The sequence below is a fragment of the Agreia pratensis genome (genome assembly GCF_900177685.1).
GTDB classification, from domain to species: domain Bacteria; phylum Actinomycetota; class Actinomycetes; order Actinomycetales; family Microbacteriaceae; genus Agreia; species Agreia pratensis.
In genome coordinates this window covers 44,175-60,028 of sequence record NZ_FXAY01000003.1, presented here as the reverse complement: position 1 = coordinate 60,028, position 15,854 = coordinate 44,175, and the positions used below count along the sequence as shown (strand labels likewise).

Genomic DNA, 15,854 nt, shown 5'->3' with positions numbered 1-15,854 from the left:
GTTTCCGGACTCTTGCCGCGCTGCGTGAACCGTGCAGGGTTGAAACGCTTTGTGATTTACACGGATGTCATTCGAGACCACCGCGCCGATGGTCGCTCGTGCGCATCTCGTCTCGTACCCTTTAGCCATGACGGACGATACTGCCCTGGCACCCAAGGCAACCCGAAGATCGACATCGCGGTTCCTGCGCCCCTGGGTGATCGTGCCGGCCGTCATCGCTTTTGTCGTCTTCGGTGCAGTGGCTTTGCTCTTACTGCCGCAGTTGCTTCTGGACAACTGGCTAGCAAATCAAGAAGTTGATACGGCCACCGTTCGGCTCGCAGTCGGTAATGCGGCGCAAGTCGTCCTTTTTTCTCTCGGCGGGGTCATCGCTCTCGTCGGTGTAACGCTGAGCTTGTCTCGTCACGGGTTGGAGCTCGAAAACGCGGAGAATGAACGCGCTAAGGAAGAGCGCAGAATCACTGAACTCGAGCAACAGCGTCATGCGGACGGCGACCGGGAGCTCCGTGCGCGCTTTGCGCAAGCCGTAGGACTCCTTAGCGACCCGGACAAACCCACGACGCGACAGGCAGGTATGTATGCGCTCGCCGCTTTGGCCGATGACTGGGCGAATCACGGCCGCACTGACGAACGGCAAGTGTGCATCGATGTCCTGTGCGGTTACCTGCGTTCGAGATGGGATCCGACGTCAGACAAAGGCGATGATGAACGACGAATCCGTGCCACCGGTTTCGACTTGATCGGAACCCACCATCGACAAGCAGACGGTCAGCCGAGTTGGGATGGTGCTCGGTTCAATATTCAAGGCGCGATTATCGATTTCGACATCAACTTCCGGAACACTCGCTTTGCGAGCAGCCGCGTTGATCTCTCGCATGCCGTCTTTTCAGGCGGGACGGTTTCCTTTACCCATGGGTCCATTCAGGGTGGAGGGCTCACTTTCAGCCAGGCCCAATTTTTAGGGGCGACTCTGTCATTCTTCGGGACGGAACTGATGGGCGGCTCCATCGATTTCGAACACTGCTCTATGTCAGGCGGCAGACTGACCTTTTCGCACGCGAAATTCCTGGGCGCCGATCTCGCGTTCGAGTATTGGACCCAGTCAGGTGGCGAGATATTGTTCACCCGATCTAACCTCTCGGAAGGAAGCATCTCTTTCGCGGACGCGAAGTTCGCTGGGGGCTACTTCAACTTCGGCAGCGCTGTCTTCGAGGGCACCCTCGTGGACTTCGACGGCGCAAGCTTCTCCGGTACGAACATGTCGTTTGGGGGTTCGAAGTTCCGAGCTGGTGAACTCACGTTTCACTCGGCAACCTTCGACGGTAGCGAGATGTCCTTCAGCCGTGCCCAGTTGTCGGGCTCCATCGTTTCCTTTGGAGATTCGCTATTCAAGAGCGGCCAAGTCGACTTCGAATACGCCAAGTTCGCGGGCGGGGATGTAAGTGTCGGCGAGACTAAGTTCTCTTCACAACCGGTCATTTTTCCTTGGCTTAAGTGACGCCCACCACTCCTTACGGGCGGGCGGCACGTCCACTATTCGTGTCGTCAGCGCGAATTATTCCGGCAAGTTTCGGTATCTCATTCCCTTCGGTGTTTGATTTACCGGGCACGATCTGGTTCAGTGTCACGCCAGAAGCCCACGCGTTCCAAGCACGAAACACGATGTAGATCGCCTCTGCAATTCCAGGCTTACGACGCTGCCCCGTTGCGGCTCGATGGAAGATGTCCAGCAGCACTCGCCTCGGGTCGCCTTTGCCATCCAGCCGCATGTCAGCGATCGACTCAGCGAACTCCACCGCTGCGTTCGCTCCAACCTTCTCGAGCTCATAAAGGCAATAGGCCCAAACCGAGGGCTGAATGTTGATGCTCTTGCCCGTGCGGCGAGCCAGGAGGATTGCACTCCCAACATCAGGATTGAGCTCGGCCCAGGCGATAATGTCGGAGTTCGACAAAGTTGGGATGCTGGTCGCCATCGCGGTCTTCAGATATCCACTCTCTCGAGCGTCTGCAATTCGTGCGACGGCGGCGAGTACGGTCGGGTCTTGCGTGAAGCCTGCGAAGCGTAGGGCGTCTCCTCCGGTCCGTTTGGCTCCGGTGTCGATTACCTCTCGAGAGCGCGGATCTAGCCCTCTCACAACGAGCACACGGACGGTCACGCCTGATTCAATGACTGCCTCGCATCGGTGCTGGCCGTCGATGAGTCGCCCTTCCCAGTCGAACTGGATGGACTGTCCTGATGTCTGCCAGTTGCCCGACCGCATGTCTTGGGCGTACTGCTGAACCTTCTGTCGGCGCAGGTGTCGGTTGCCTAGATTGTGACCAAGCCACTTCTCTGCGAGTTCAGGGGTGAGTTCCACGAACTCGTGAGTCACCTCGTGGACGATTGAATTCGTGGACTGTGATGGCTGGGTGGTCATTGTGTTCTCCTGGTGTCTGGGTTGGTAGGAGAAGAATGACCCGACAATGATTCCGAATTATTGCCCTTTTCTGTATCGGGTTGCCAGACCGGCCGTCATCAGGGTGATGAGAACCCAGCCGGGCACATCGCCCCGATCGTCGCGAAGGCGCCGGGCGAGTCGAGTTGTTATCAAGGACATAGATCTCTCTTTTCAGCGGTATCGGAGGGTGAATCGGTGACGAAACAGACGGGGGCGCGCGAGATGATCTCCATCAGAATCCCGTCTGCAGCACGACGATGCCGGGCCACACGGCGAACAGCACGGTCGTCGGGAGAATGAGGAAGACGAGAGGCACGAGCATCGTCACCTCTTTCTTGCCCGCCGCCTCGAGCAGCGCGCGTTTGGTGTCTTCGCGGGAATCCTGCGCCTGAGCTCGCAGAACATCAGACAACGGGGTTCCTCGCTCGAGGGCCCCGGTCATCTGTTCGACGCAGCGTGTGAAAGCGGGAAGCGCCAACGCGGCGGCCCGTGACTCGAGTGCGGCCACGAGACCGACGCCCGAGTTGACCTCGGTGACCACGACGGCGAACTCGCGAGCCAATTCTCCTGTCGAGACTCGTGCAACTCGTCGCAGGCCGTCGAGCACGGTCTCGCCTGCAGAGAGACTGAGCGTCAAGAACTCGAGCACAGTGGGAAGCTCACTGTCGATGCGGGCGATGCGCCGTCGCGCCGCTCTGCGCAGCACGAGATCGCGCGACATGATTCCCACTGCACCGAGCACGATGGGGATGGCCAGTTGTGTGGCCATGGGCATCGTGATCGTGGGCGAGGAAGCGGCGACGACCGCGGCTCCGATGGTCAGGCCGACGACCCCGTAGACGAGCTGCTGCGAGCGGAAGTGTTCGACGGACAATGTCGACCGCGACTGCGCCAGACGACGCTCGATCTGTTCCGTACCCCCGAGAATTCCGTCGAGAATGTCGATGGCGACCCGGGCCACGGGCGACAGCAGCACACCGAAAACCGGGAGCGGGTCGCTGGAACGCTTCGACAGATATTGCCGAGCTCCGGCTGAGACATCGACGAGATAGGGCGCGGTGCGCTCGGCCAACGACGGTCTAGACAGTCGCGGGGCCAAGCTCACCAGTGACCAGAGCCCGACGCCGAGAACGACTCCGAAGAGCATCGCCCAGGCCACGGTCGCGCTCACGCGAACCACCGCCGTTCTTCGGGGATACGTGCAATGAGCAGCATCACTCGATAGGCGATGACGCTGAGGCAGAGGCCGCCCACGATGAGCACAACTCCCCCGGCGCTGTTGTAGGCCGCCGCCGCCTCGGGCCGCGTCGACAAGAGAAGCAGCACGATCCACGGCGCCGCGACCCCCAAGCGAGCCGCGTTCATGACCCACGATTGCCGAGCCTCCACCTCGCTGCGTATGGCTGCGTCTTCTCGCAGGTAACCCGAGAGACTTCTCAGTACTCGGGTGAGGTCTGTGCCGCCCACCTCTCTCGACATGCGAAGCGTCTCGAGGATGCGATCGGCCGTCGGGTCTGCCAGCCTCGCCTTGAGCGCATCGAGACTCACTCCGAAGTTGCCCGTCGTGCGGTACATCGCTTCGAACTCGGCGAAGGCGGCTCGACTCGAGACCGGCCCCGCGTGCGCGAGGGTACTGACGCTGTCGGGCAGGGCAACACCGCTGCGGACAGCAGACACGAGATGGTCGACGGCATCCGGCCAGAATGTGTGACTCGCGCGCCGTCGAGCACGACTGCGGTGGCGCACCACGGACATCGGAAGCAAGGCGCCGACCGCGAGCGCTGCGGCATCGAGCGCCAGAACGGCGAGAGAAGCCTCTGCGATAGCCGCGGCAACCAGGCCGAGGCACGCACTGGCGGCGATGAACACCAAAACCGGCACTCTCTCGAGCCCTGCATGATCGAGAAGAGAACGAACACGACTGGCGCGACCCTGTGCCGTCGGCCCGGGCGATGCCGGCCACAGGATGGGGGCCGCGCACAGTAGGAGCCCGAGACCCAGAATGAGTCCGAAGACCGTGCTCATCGGTCGCCCCTCGCGAGCACGATAGAAGGGTCGAGACCAGCAGCGCGGAACTTCGCCAGCTTCGTGGGGTATCCCCCGGTCGCGACGAGGTCTCGCCCATCGAGAGCGAAGATCGTGCTTGCCTCGATGACCCCGCCCTGGCCCGCCGCGCCTGCCACCTGGCCGCTCGGCGCAAGAATCTCGGTGATACGACGTACGCCGCGCTTGTCCATTTCGCACTGCACGACGATGTCGATGCACGACGCCACCGTCGGCGTGACAAAGGCAGCATCGATGTTGCGCCCGGCGAGCAGCGGCAGCGTGCACAGCTTCACCAACGCATCGCGAGCACTGTTCGCATGGATACTGCACGCTCCCGGTAAACCACTATTCAAAGCAATGAGCAGATCGAGGCTCTCCGCCTCGCGCACCTCTCCGACCACGATGCGGTCGGGCCGCATTCTCAGCGCTTCTTTGATCAAGCGCCGCAGCGTGATCTCGCCCGTGCCCTCGAGGCTTGCCTGGCGGCACTGCAGCGCCACCACATCACGAGCGGAGAGGTCGAGTTCGAAGGTCTCCTCGACGGTCACAATGCGGTCGCTGGGCCGCGCGACCGAGAGCAGGGCATTGAGCAGCGTGGTCTTGCCGCTCTGCGTCGCACCAGAGACCAGGATGTTCTGCTGCGCGAGCACGCACATGCGCAGGAACTCGGCGGATTGCTGAGTGAGCGCGCCCAGACCAACGAGCTGATGCAGGTCTCGGATGCGTCGGGCGAATTTTCTGATATTGACCGCAAGGTGGGCTCGGGTGACGTCGGGAATCACCACATGGAGTCGACTGCCGTCGGGAAGGGACGCGTCGACGAAAGGGGAACTCAGATCGACCCGCCGACCGGAACTCTGCAGCATGCGCTCGACGAGCTCGCGTATCTCGAGATCGGACAGGACGATGTCCGAAAGCTCTGACACACCGTTCTTGGCCACGAACACCCTGTCGGGACTGTTGATCCAGATCTCCTCGATGCCAGGATCATCGAGCAGCGGCTGGAGCGGGCCGAACCCGGTGAGTGACGCCACCACCTCGCGGGTCGCAACCGTCTCGTCAGGCAGCAACGGAGCGCCGCCGCCCAGCGCCCGCTCTGTATAGCTGCGAATCTCGTCGTCGACGAACTGTCTGGCAAGAGTCGCGTCTGATGCCAGGTCGACACCCTCGCGGCGCACGCGGTCGCGCACCCGCTCGGTGATCAGCTGCACGGCGTTCGCCACTCGCATTCTCCTGTCGATCGTCTTCGACCGACATGATGCCCCGAAACGCCGAAGCCCCGTGGAAGTTATCCACAGGGCTTCAGTTCGAGCGCGAACGCGAGACTACTCGTAGCGCAGCGACTCGATCGGATCCTGCCGCGCCGCGCGCAGGGCCGGGATGGTTCCTGCCAGGAACGCGATGCTCATCACCACGAGGATGATGACCGCGATCGGTGCCGGGTCGAACGCGATCAAGCTGAGCCCCGGCAGCGCCGACAGCAGCCCGTTGGCGAGAACCCCGTTCAGGGCCGTTCCCGCGAGGATTGCCCCGATCACCCCAATCGCACTCCCGAGAAATCCGATGAAGACGGCCTCGAGGCTGAATAGACCGAAGACCCTCCCTCCGCCCATTCCCATGGCCTTCATGAGGCCGATCTCCCTGGTGCGCTCCTGAACGCTCATCAGAAGCGTGTTGACGATTCCGAAGCCCGCGGCGACGAGCGCGATCACGGCGAAGCCGTTCAGCACCAATACGATCGCGTCGATGATCGTCTTGAACAGGCCGATCTGGTCCTTCACGGTCGTCGCGTCATATCCGAGCGCCTTGAGGTCGCCCTTGATCGTCGAGATCTGCGCGTCGGAGTCCGACGGGTCGAAATGCACGGTCACCGAGGCGTAGCTGTTCTTGCTCGCATCGCTGAGCCCGACGGACTGCGCGTCGTACAGGGCCTTCGTCAACGAGTCGTTCGCAGTCAAGCTCGACGTGCCGACCAGCCCTGGTTGGGCGACTCCGACGATCGTCGCGTCGATGGTCGTCGAGCCGCCCGTCTGATCGGTGACGCCGAACGTCACCGTCTTGCCGACGGCATCCGAATCACTCGTAAAGCCCAGGGCGTCGACATACTCGACGGGAATCGCGACCTCGTGCTTGGAGGTACCCGGTGCGGGATCGGCTCCTGCGGCGAGGTTGAGTTTCGTACCGCCGGGGAATCCCGCGAAAGAGACCTGGTACTGCGTGCCGCCGTTGTACTCGACGTAATCCGGCCTGATAGCGAGAGCTGGATCGACTGACGTGACCCCACTCACCCCGGCGATGTCGTCGAGCTCGCCGGTTGTGATCGCCCGCACGGTCGTGCCGGGAGATGCCGTCTGACTGGCGACATTCCTCGTGTCCGGTTCGTATTTGGCCGGTCCATCACTGGTGTTCTCAGCAGTTCTCGTCACCACCATGATGTCGTTGGAGCCGATCGACGAGACGGTCGTGTCGATGTAGCGATTGATTCCCGTTCCGACCCCGCTGGTCAGCGCCAGTGTGAACGCGCCGATGAAGATGGCCAATACGGTGAGGATCGTGCGTGTCTTGCTACGGAATGTGTTGCCTACGGCCGAACGAATCATGTCGAGGCCGCTCATGCGTTCTCTCCGCTCCGGTCGACGATAAGGCCGTCACGGATGAAGACGCTGCGGTCGGTCTTTGCCGCTAGATCCTCGTCGTGGGTCACCACGATCAGGGTGATCCCCGTGCGCCTGTTGAGGTCGAAGAGGATCTCTTCGACAACCGCTCCTGTGGCCGTGTCGAGGTTGCCTGTCGGCTCGTCGGCGAAGATCACGCGCGGTTCGTTGACCAGTGCGCGGGCGATCACGACGCGCTGCTTCTGCCCGCCCGACAGGTCGGTCGCCTTGTTCTTCGCCTTGTCGGCCAGCTCCAGACGTTCGAGAGCCTCCATCCCGCGTCGCCGTCGCTCCGCACCGCTCACGCCCGCTATCCGCAGGGGCAGCGTCACGTTGTCGAGCACCGAGGTGTTGGGAGTGAGAAAGAACTGCTGAAAGACGAAGCCGAACGTCTGATTGCGTGTGCGATTGAGGACTCGTCCTCCGAGCGCTCCGGCGTCACGCCCGCTGAGCTCGACAGCGCCGGTGGAGGGTTTGTCGAGCAGGGCGAGCAGGTGCATCAGAGTCGACTTGCCCGACCCGCTCTTTCCGACGATCGAGATGGACTCCCCCTCCTCGATGTCGATGGACACGCCCTTCAAGGCATCGAAGCGTGCAGCTCCTCGCCCATAGGACTTCTTGACGTCTCGCGCCGCGAGAACCGGGACCGGCATGGATGCTCCTGTGATGTCGTCACGTGCACTCTGCACGATGACTTCAGCCTGACCGCGAGCAGGATGCCTGTCGTCACCCCGTCACGGCATCCTCGAGTACCACGATCGTGGGACGCGGGAAGCGCGGACGGCCTGCGAGACTGAGGGTGAGCAAGAAGGATTGGGGGAAGCACGCGATGTTCGGTTCCAGACAGCAGCTTCACGTCCCCTTCGAATCGCCCTTGCCTGCCCGCCTCCGCTGGATCCCCACAGCACTCGCGATCATCGCCGTCTGTATTCCCGTCGTCGTCGCGTCTCAGCGCCAAGCGACGACCGGCGGCACCACGGGTGCCATGATCACAGCGTCGGTACTTGTCGCCGCTGTCCTGGTCACCGCGTTGCTGCTGCGGGCCCGATATCCCCGAAGCATGGCGGCAACGGCAATCGCGACGACGTGCGTTGTTGTGTTGCTGTCGCACCTGTCCCTCGTCGGTCCAGGTCCGATCGTCGCGTGCGTCCTCGCCGTGATGGTCACCGTCTTCGGAGTCGGATCCAGGCAGGGGCGCACCCCGGCGTTCATCCTTGCCATCATCGCCGTTGCCACTATCGGAATCACGGTGTTACTCGCAAGGCCTGACGGCTCGCGCGGAGTCGAATCGCTGATCACACTCGTCGCCCTCGTCGGCCTCGCTGCGACCGGCGGAATCGCTCAGTACAACGGTCGCGCCTTCATCCAGGCCATCACCGATCGTGCGAGACGTGCTGAAGAGACGCGCGAGTCGGAGGCCGAGAGGCGCGTGGCCGAGGAACGGCTCGCCATCGCCCGCGATCTGCACGACGTGATGGCGCACCAGATCGCCGTGATCAATCTGCACGCCGCGTCGGCATCACAGGCGTTGCGCACACGACCGGATGACGCAGAACGCTCGCTCACCACCGTTCGCGAGGCGGCTCGAACCGTACTCGGCGAAATCGGCGGCCTTCTGACCGTGCTCCGCTCGGCAGACGGCGACCACGCGGGTTCCCTTGCGCCCACTCCGGGCCTCGCGCACCTTCCCCAGCTGATCGACGACTTCTCGAAGGCCGGGCTGTCGGTCGAGCAGAGAACGGTCGGCACTCCCATCGAGCTCGATTCGCTGAGCGACATCGTGGCCCACCGAGTGTTGCAGGAGGGTCTGACGAACGCGCACAAGCACGGCGGTGACGGCACTGCCCTCGTTCAGCTCGATTACGGCACCGAAGACCTCGCCATCACGGTCACCAATGTGACGAGGCCACGTCGCGACGACAGGATCGTCGTCGAAAGCGGCCACGGACTCGTCGGGGTACGCGAGCGTGTCTCCTCCGTGGGCGGAAACCTCGAAACCTCGTTCGGCCCGGGTCCCGTGCACAGGTTCGTCGTGACCATTCCGATCGACTCCTCCCACCCGAGAGCACACTCATGATCTCCGTCGTCCTCGCCGATGACCAGGCCCTCATCCGCACAGCCGTCTCCGAACTGGTGTCTCATACCGACGGTTTCACCGTCGTCGGCGAGGCGTCGAACGGTCTCGAAGCCCTCCATCTCGTTCGCGCAACCCGTCCCGACATCGTGCTGATGGACATCCGGATGCCTGTGATGGACGGGCTACAGGCGACCGAGGCCATCTGCGCCGACCCACAGCTCGCAGACACCCGGATCATCATCCTCACGACCTTCGAAGAAGACGAGTACGTGCTGCGCGCGCTGAAGGCGGGCGCCGGCGGTTTTCTCGGAAAGGGCACCGAGGCCGAAGCACTCATGGCAGCGATCCGAACAGTCAACGACGGTGAGGCCCTGCTGTCGCCGAAGGCCACGCGAGCCCTCATCGATCGGTACCTCTCACCGGCGGAAACCGCACCGCAGCGTGTTCCCGACGAATTGGCACTCTTGACCGAGCGCGAACGCGAGATCCTGCTTCTCGTGGGTTCGGGCCTGTCGAACGGAGAGATCGCCGCTGGTCTCGTGATTTCACCCCAGACCGCCAAGACGCACGTCAACCGCATGATGTCGAAGCTCGGCGTTCATGATCGAGCCCAGCTGGTGATCATCGCCTACGAGTCCGGCCTGCTGGTTCCGGGGCGAACATGATCGACTCTCGCCGCTACACTGGTTCTGCTCTGCGGGAGTGGTGGAATTGGTAGACACGCAGGATTTAGGTTCCTGTGCTTTCGAGCGTGAGGGTTCAAGTCCCTTCTCCCGTACTTCAGTGGCCCATGTTTCTCCCTGCTCGGCGGGGGTACTCTTGATGCACACAGACCAGAACCTTGTCCGCCGCCGACCGGCCTTGACTTGACCCGCCGACGACTGGAGCCCACGTGACACACGCAGCACTCATCCCTTGGCTCGATCCCGAGGCACTGATCAATGGATTCGGGCCGCTCGCGCTCGTGGGCGTGTGCCTGATCATCTTCGCCGAGACCGGGCTTCTGATCGGCTTCCTCTTTCCGGGCGACACACTGCTGATCATCACGGGGCTCCTGACGTTCGCCGGAACGATCAAGATCGACATCTGGTGGGTGTGCCTCGCGATCGGTTTCGCCGCATTCCTGGGCGGCGAGGTGGGCTATCTCATCGGGCACAAGTTCGGTCCGCGCATCTTCGAGCGCAAAGAGTCCGGCATCTTCAGCATCAAGAATGTGGAGCGCACGAACGCGTTCTTCGCAAAGTACGGCGCCTTCGCGGTGATCCTGGCACGCTTCGTTCCCGTCGTTCGCACCTTCGCTCCGATCGCCGCGGGCGTCGGCCACATGAACTACCGCAAGTACTCTCTGTACAACCTCATCGGAGCAATCATCTGGGGCGCCGGCGTGACATATGGCGGTTTTGTACTCGGATACATTCCTCCCGTCGCGGACTTCGTCACGAAGTACATCGACATCATCCTGCTCGCCGCAGTCGCGGCGACACTCATCCCCACGATCTGGCACTACGTGCAGTCGACGATGAAGGCTCGAAAAGCCAACGCTGCGGAGGCCGCCGAGCCTCACGCAGATCTGGCACTCGACCCCGACGTCTTCGACCACAAGCCGGAGGCTTAGGAAGCACGCATCAATGTATAGAACCAACTACGCGTCGTCGCTCACCCGCGAAGACGTGGGCCTCGAAGTCATGCTCTCAGGCTGGGTCGCGCGAATCCGTGACCACGGCGGCGTGGCCTTCATCGACCTGCGCGACGCATCCGGAATCGCACAGGTCACCTTCCGTGACGAACTGGTGGCAACGGCCGAGAGCCTCCGGGTCGAGTCCGTCGTGACCGTCAAGGGCATCGTTCGCGAGCGTCCCGCCGGCAACGTCAACACCACGATCGCGTCCGGCGAGGTCGAGATCCAGGCGACGAGCCTCGAGGTTCTCGCGGCCAGCGACGTCCTTCCCTTCCAGCTCGACGACGAACCCGGCGAGGAGACCCGCCTGGCGTACCGCTACCTCGACCTTCGCCGCGAGAGCGCCGCGTACCCGCTGAAGCTGCGCTCAAAGGTGTCTGCAGCCGTTCGAAACGTTCTCGTCGACGAGGACTTCGTCGAAGTCGAGACTCCGACCCTCACCCACTCGACTCCCGAGGGCGCACGCGATTTCCTCGTGCCCGCGCGCCTCAAGCCCGGCACGTTCTATGCTCTGCCGCAGAGCCCGCAGCTGTTCAAGCAGCTGCTGATGGTCGGCGGATTCGAGAAGTACTTCCAGATCGCCCGCTGTTACCGCGACGAAGACTTCCGGGCAGACAGGCAGCCGGAGTTCACCCAGCTCGACGTCGAGATGAGCTTCGTCGATCAAGAAGAGGTCATCGCGCTCGCCGAGAAGGTGCTGCGCGCCATGTGGCGCACGATCGACGTCGAGCTCCCCACCCCGCTCCCCCGCATGACCTATGCGGAGGCCATGCGTCGCTTCGGCTCTGACAAGCCCGATCTGCGCTTCGGCCTCGAGCTCGTCGAGTTCACCGAGTACTTCGAGGGCAGCGACTTCGCCATCTTCAAAGCGCCGTACGTTGGCGCGGTCGTGATGCCCGGCGGCGCCGGTCAGGCTCGTCGCGCCCTCGACGCGTGGCAGGAGTGGGCGAAGCAGCGCGGAGCAAAGGGCCTCGCCTACGTGCTCGTCGGCGAAGACGGAGAACTGCGCGGCCCGGTCGCGAAGAACCTGTCCGACGAGGAGCGCGCCGGACTCGTGGCGCACGCCGGCGCACAGCCCGGCGACTGCATCTTCTTCGCAGCGGGAGCTGCAAAGGCCTCGCGCGGTCTTCTCGGCGCGCTTCGCGGCGAGATCGCCGCTCGACAGGGCCTCATCGACCCCAACGCCTGGGCCTTCACCTGGGTCGTCGACGCTCCCCTCTTCGAGCCCGCCGGCGACGCGGTCGCGAGCGGCGACGTCGCTGTCGGTGCAGGTGCGTGGACCGCAGTGCACCACGCCTTCACCTCGCCCAAGCCCGAGTTCATCGACACCTTCGACTCCGACCCCGAATCGGCCCTGTCGTACGCCTACGACATCGTCTGCAACGGCAACGAGATCGGTGGCGGCAGCATCCGTATCCACACTCGCGAGCTACAGGAGCGCGTCTTCAAGATCATGGGTATCAGCGAGGAAGAGGCTCAGGAGAAGTTCGGCTTCCTGCTGCAGGCCTTCGCCTTCGGCGCCCCGCCGCACGGAGGATTCGCCATGGGCTTCGACCGCGTCGTGTCGCTTCTCGCGGCGACCGACTCGATCCGCGATGTCATCGCATTCCCCAAGTCGGGCGGCGGCAACGACCCGCTCACGGGCGCGCCGGCCGAGTTGGAGAGCGTGCAGAAGGTCGAGTTGTACCGCACCCTCGGCGTTCAGGCTCTGCCCCAGAAGTAAGCCCTCGGCACGAGGACTCCTCGCCTACGGGTGCAGGTGTTCCTCGTGCCGTGCGTGCTCTGCCGGTTCGATCTGGAACGTGGAATGGCCGACGTCGAAATGCGCTGACAGGCATGTCGAGAGGCGATCGAGCAGTCTGCCAGGCTCTCCCTGCTCGAAAATCGCCGGTTCGACCACGACGTGCGCCGAGAAGATGTTCTTGCCCGTCGTCACGGCCCACACGTGCACATCGTGCACATCCACCACACCGTCTTCCGCGAGAATATGGCTGCGGATCTCAGCGACGTCGGTCTCGACGGGTGTCTGCTGAAGTAGAACCCGGATGACATCGCGCAGCAACGAGATGGCGCGGGGAATGATCATGGCTGCGATCACGAGGGATGCGATGGCGTCGGCTGGTGCGAAGCCCGTCACCAGGATCACGAGGGATGCGATGATCACCGTCGCGGATCCGAGCAGGTCGCCGAGCACCTCGAGGTACGCCCCGCGCATATTCAGCGAGGAACTCGCTCCCCCTCGAAGCAGCATCAGGGCGCCGAAGTTGGCGACCAGGCCGATGACGGCGACGATGAGCAACGGGACCGGGGGGATGCTCACCTCCTCCGGTGTGATGAGCCGTGAGACGCCCTCGACGGCCACGAAGGCCGCCACTCCGATCAGCAGCAGCCCGTTGAACAGCGCGGCGAAGACCTCCACCCGCTGAAAGCCGAAGCTGTGCCTGTCTGTGGCAGGTCGGGCCGCGATGATCGTTGCGACGAGCGCCACCGTGAGTCCGATGAGATCGGATGCCATGTGTCCCGCATCGGCGAGAAGCGCGAGCGAGCCGGTGGCCACGGCACCGACGACCTCCACCACCAGAACAGTCGCAACGATAACGATCGCCCAGCCCAGTCGGGTTCGGTTCGTCGTCGCCGAGGCATGATCGTGTGAGCCGCGCGAATGTTGTTCGGAGTGAGCCATTGTTCTTCCAGCGTAGGCATCGCGCCACGCTGTACCTAGCGGCCGAGCTAGTTAGGAATGACGCTCATTCTCAACACGGGAACGAGCTCACGGAATGCGCGGCTGCGATGGCTGTCGGCGTTCTTCTGCGCCGGCGTCAGTTCGGCGGCTGAGAGATCTCCTCCGTCAGGAACGAAGATCGGATCGTAACCGAATCCGTTCTCTCCGCGCGGCGCATCCAGGATTCGCCCCGGCCATTCGCCCACGGCGAGATGCTCGCTCGAGGGCCGACCCTGCTGTTCGGGCACGACAACGGCGATCGTGCAGGCGTACCAGCCTGTGCGGTGCGGGTCTTTGATGTCTGCCAGCTGGTCGAGCAGGAGCTCGAGGTTCGCGGTCGCCCCGCGGCCGTGGCCCGCCCACCGTGCGGAAAAGATGCCAGGAGCTCCACCGAGAACGTCGACACAGATGCCCGAATCATCGGCGAGCGCGGGAAGGCCTGTGTGTGCCGCCGCGACGCGTGCCTTGATCAGAGCATTATCGGCGAATGAGACGCCGTCTTCGATCGGTTCGGGTCCGTCATAGGCCACGATTTCGAGTTCGGGGATCTCGGCGGCCAGGATCTTCTGGAATTCCTCGACCTTGTGCGCGTTGTGCGTGGCCAGAACGACCCGGATGCTCATTCGCCCGGCCCGAGGACCGTCGCCTGGATCTCGGCCAGCTCAGCCGTGCCCGCCAGCGCGAGATCGAGCAGAGCATCGAGTTCAGCGCGATCGAATGGCGCACCCTCGGCCGTGCCCTGCACCTCGACGAAGAGTCCTCGGCCGGTGACGACGACGTTCATGTCGGTCTCGGCACGCACATCCTCGACGTATGCGAGGTCGAGCATGGGGGCGCCATCGATGATGCCCACCGACACGGCCGACAGACTGTCGATGAGAGGCTGCGACTTCTGCCCGATGAACTTCTTGGTGCGTGCCCACTCGATCGCGTCGGCCAGAGCGACGTATGCGCCGGTGATGGCGGCCGTGCGCGTGCCGCCATCTGCCTGCAAAACGTCGCAGTCGATCACGATCGTGTTCTCGCCCAGGGCTTTCATGTCGACGACGGCACGCAGGCTGCGCCCGATCAGACGCGAGATCTCGTGTGTTCGTCCGCCGATTTTGCCCTTCACGGCTTCACGGTCCATGCGGTCGTTCGTCGAGCGCGGAAGCATCGAGTATTCGGCCGTCACCCAGCCTTGGCCCTTGCCCTGCTTCCAGCGCGGAACGCCGTTGGTAAACGACGCCGTGCAGAGTACGCGCGTCTTTCCGAACGAGATCAGTGCCGACCCCTCGGCTTGGTCACTCCAGCCGCGCTCGATAGTGATGGGGCGCAGCTGGCTGGCGGTGCGGCCGTCTTTGCGAAGGTCGTTCGGCATAGTGTCTCCAGGAGGGGATCAGTGGATGGGCGGAAGTGTGATGACGCCGGTCTCGACGAACTCGACCGTCTCGACCTGTCGACCGAGCATGAGGTCTGCAAGGCGCATGAATTCGTCGGCGCTGGCGCCCGTCGCTTCGTAGCGGTGCACGGGCGGCGCCGACGACGTGCGTTCGATTCCGCGGCTGACGAGTTCGCGGTACACGTCGTTCGCCGTCTCGGTGTCGCTCGAGACGAGACGCACGCCGTCTCCCATCACGTAGGAGATGGCGCCCTTCAAAAACGGATAGTGCGTGCAGCCGAGCACGAGCGTGTCAACCTCGTGCTCGCGAAGCGGTGCCAGGTACTGCTCTGCCACGGCGAAGAGTTCGCGGCTCGTGGTGTCGCCCGACTCGACGAATTCGACAAACCGTGGGCACGCCTGGGTGAAGAGTTCGAGGTGGGGTGCCGCAGCAAACGCGTCGTTGTAGGCCCGGGAACGGATCGTGCCCTCGGTGCCGATCACGCCCACCTTGAGATTTCTGGTCGACGACACGGCGGCGCGAACTGCAGGTTGGATCACCTCGATGACGGGGACGGAGTATCGTTCCCGGGCATCGCGCAGCATTGCGGCGGAGGCGGTGTTGCACGCGATCACGAGCATTTTCACGTCCTGCGCGACCAGTGTGTCGAGCGCCTCGAGTGCGAACTCCCTGACCTCGGCCAGGGGCCGCGGTCCGTACGGCGATCGAGCGGTGTCACCGATGTAGGTGATGGACTCTCGCGGCAGCTGGTCGCGGATGGACCGGGCTACAGACAATCCGCCGACGCCGGAATCGAAGACTCCGATCGGCGCATCACTCACCCGTCAAGACTACTGCGCGCGTGGCCGCGGATATGC

At 63.4% G+C, this 15,854-nt stretch carries 15 protein-coding genes and 1 tRNA gene; 6 read left to right on the top strand and 10 right to left on the bottom strand.

The features are described from left to right. Nucleotides 1–127 precede the first annotated feature (127 nt). Entirely contained in the window at nt 128–1,498 is a 1,371-nt protein-coding gene (locus tag B9Y86_RS09800; protein WP_139824853.1) for a pentapeptide repeat-containing protein, read from the top strand. 13 nt (nt 1,499–1,511) lie between these two features. On the opposite strand, the gene B9Y86_RS09795 is transcribed toward B9Y86_RS09800, so the two are convergent. The 6 genes from B9Y86_RS09795 to B9Y86_RS09770 form a co-directional block, all read right to left on the bottom strand. Beyond that, complete coding sequence (locus B9Y86_RS09795) at nt 1,512–2,417, bottom strand: hypothetical protein (protein ID WP_139824852.1); 906 nt, start codon at nt 2,415–2,417, stop codon at nt 1,512–1,514. Between the two features lie 253 nt (nt 2,418–2,670). Next, nucleotides 2,671–3,609 (bottom strand): type II secretion system F family protein, encoded by a 939-nt coding sequence (locus B9Y86_RS09790; protein WP_085486292.1) that lies wholly within the window; start codon nt 3,607–3,609, stop codon nt 2,671–2,673. Beyond that, complete coding sequence (locus B9Y86_RS09785) at nt 3,606–4,463, bottom strand: type II secretion system F family protein (RefSeq protein ID WP_085485534.1); 858 nt, start codon at nt 4,461–4,463, stop codon at nt 3,606–3,608. Before B9Y86_RS09785 ends, B9Y86_RS09790 begins: the two co-directional genes overlap by 4 nt. Then, nucleotides 4,460–5,713: a TadA family conjugal transfer-associated ATPase gene (locus B9Y86_RS09780; protein ID WP_085485532.1), complete on the bottom strand. Its 1,254-nt coding sequence runs from the start codon at nt 5,711–5,713 to the stop codon at nt 4,460–4,462. The genes B9Y86_RS09785 and B9Y86_RS09780 overlap by 4 nt, the downstream gene beginning before the upstream one ends. Before the next feature lie 96 nt (nt 5,714–5,809). Further along, a complete protein-coding gene (locus tag B9Y86_RS09775; protein ID WP_085485529.1) occupies nt 5,810–7,099 on the bottom strand; it encodes an ABC transporter permease in 1,290 nt (429 codons plus the stop codon). Beyond that, entirely contained in the window at nt 7,096–7,791 is a 696-nt protein-coding gene (locus B9Y86_RS09770; RefSeq protein ID WP_085486290.1) for an ABC transporter ATP-binding protein, read from the bottom strand. The genes B9Y86_RS09775 and B9Y86_RS09770 overlap by 4 nt, the downstream gene beginning before the upstream one ends. A gap of 221 nt (nt 7,792–8,012) precedes the next feature. Between B9Y86_RS09770 and B9Y86_RS09765 the strand changes: the two genes are divergently transcribed. The 5 genes from B9Y86_RS09765 to aspS all read left to right on the top strand — a co-directional run bounded on the left by B9Y86_RS09765 (nt 8,013) and on the right by aspS (nt 12,616). After that, nucleotides 8,013–9,215 carry a sensor histidine kinase gene (locus B9Y86_RS09765; protein ID WP_176223323.1) on the top strand — a complete coding sequence of 401 codons (1,203 nt, stop codon included), beginning with the start codon at nt 8,013–8,015 and terminating at the stop codon, nt 9,213–9,215. Further along, the gene (locus B9Y86_RS09760) at nt 9,212–9,880 is read left to right on the top strand and encodes a response regulator transcription factor (protein ID WP_085485525.1); all 669 of its coding nucleotides are present in this window, start codon (nt 9,212–9,214) and stop codon (nt 9,878–9,880) included. The genes B9Y86_RS09765 and B9Y86_RS09760 overlap by 4 nt, the downstream gene beginning before the upstream one ends. Before the next feature lie 31 nt (nt 9,881–9,911). Beyond that, nucleotides 9,912–9,993: transfer RNA gene (locus tag B9Y86_RS09755), tRNA-Leu, on the top strand. A 114-nt stretch (nt 9,994–10,107) separates the two neighbouring features. After that, nucleotides 10,108–10,830, top strand: a complete 723-nt coding sequence (locus tag B9Y86_RS09750; RefSeq protein WP_085485523.1) for a DedA family protein — start codon at nt 10,108–10,110, stop codon at nt 10,828–10,830. Nucleotides 10,831–10,843: 13 nt separating this feature from the next. Then, nucleotides 10,844–12,616 carry an aspartate--tRNA ligase gene (gene aspS, locus B9Y86_RS09745; RefSeq protein WP_085485521.1) on the top strand — a complete coding sequence of 591 codons (1,773 nt, stop codon included), beginning with the start codon at nt 10,844–10,846 and terminating at the stop codon, nt 12,614–12,616. Nucleotides 12,617–12,640: 24 nt separating this feature from the next. Here aspS and B9Y86_RS09740 read toward each other — a convergent pair whose 3' ends face one another. The 4 genes from B9Y86_RS09740 to murI are packed head-to-tail and all read right to left on the bottom strand — an operon-like array spanning nt 12,641 to nt 15,818. Next, nucleotides 12,641–13,576, bottom strand: a complete 936-nt coding sequence (locus B9Y86_RS09740) for a cation diffusion facilitator family transporter (RefSeq protein WP_085485519.1) — start codon at nt 13,574–13,576, stop codon at nt 12,641–12,643. A gap of 47 nt (nt 13,577–13,623) precedes the next feature. Next, on the bottom strand, nt 13,624–14,238 hold the full coding sequence (rdgB, locus tag B9Y86_RS09735; protein WP_085485517.1) for an RdgB/HAM1 family non-canonical purine NTP pyrophosphatase: 615 nt from the start codon (nt 14,236–14,238) through the stop codon (nt 13,624–13,626). Beyond that, complete coding sequence (rph, locus tag B9Y86_RS09730; protein WP_085485515.1) at nt 14,235–14,975, bottom strand: ribonuclease PH; 741 nt, start codon at nt 14,973–14,975, stop codon at nt 14,235–14,237. Before rph ends, rdgB begins: the two co-directional genes overlap by 4 nt. Nucleotides 14,976–14,993: 18 nt before the next feature. Then, on the bottom strand, nt 14,994–15,818 hold the full coding sequence (gene murI, locus B9Y86_RS09725; protein ID WP_085485513.1) for a glutamate racemase: 825 nt from the start codon (nt 15,816–15,818) through the stop codon (nt 14,994–14,996). Between the last annotated feature and the right edge of the window lie 36 nt (nt 15,819–15,854).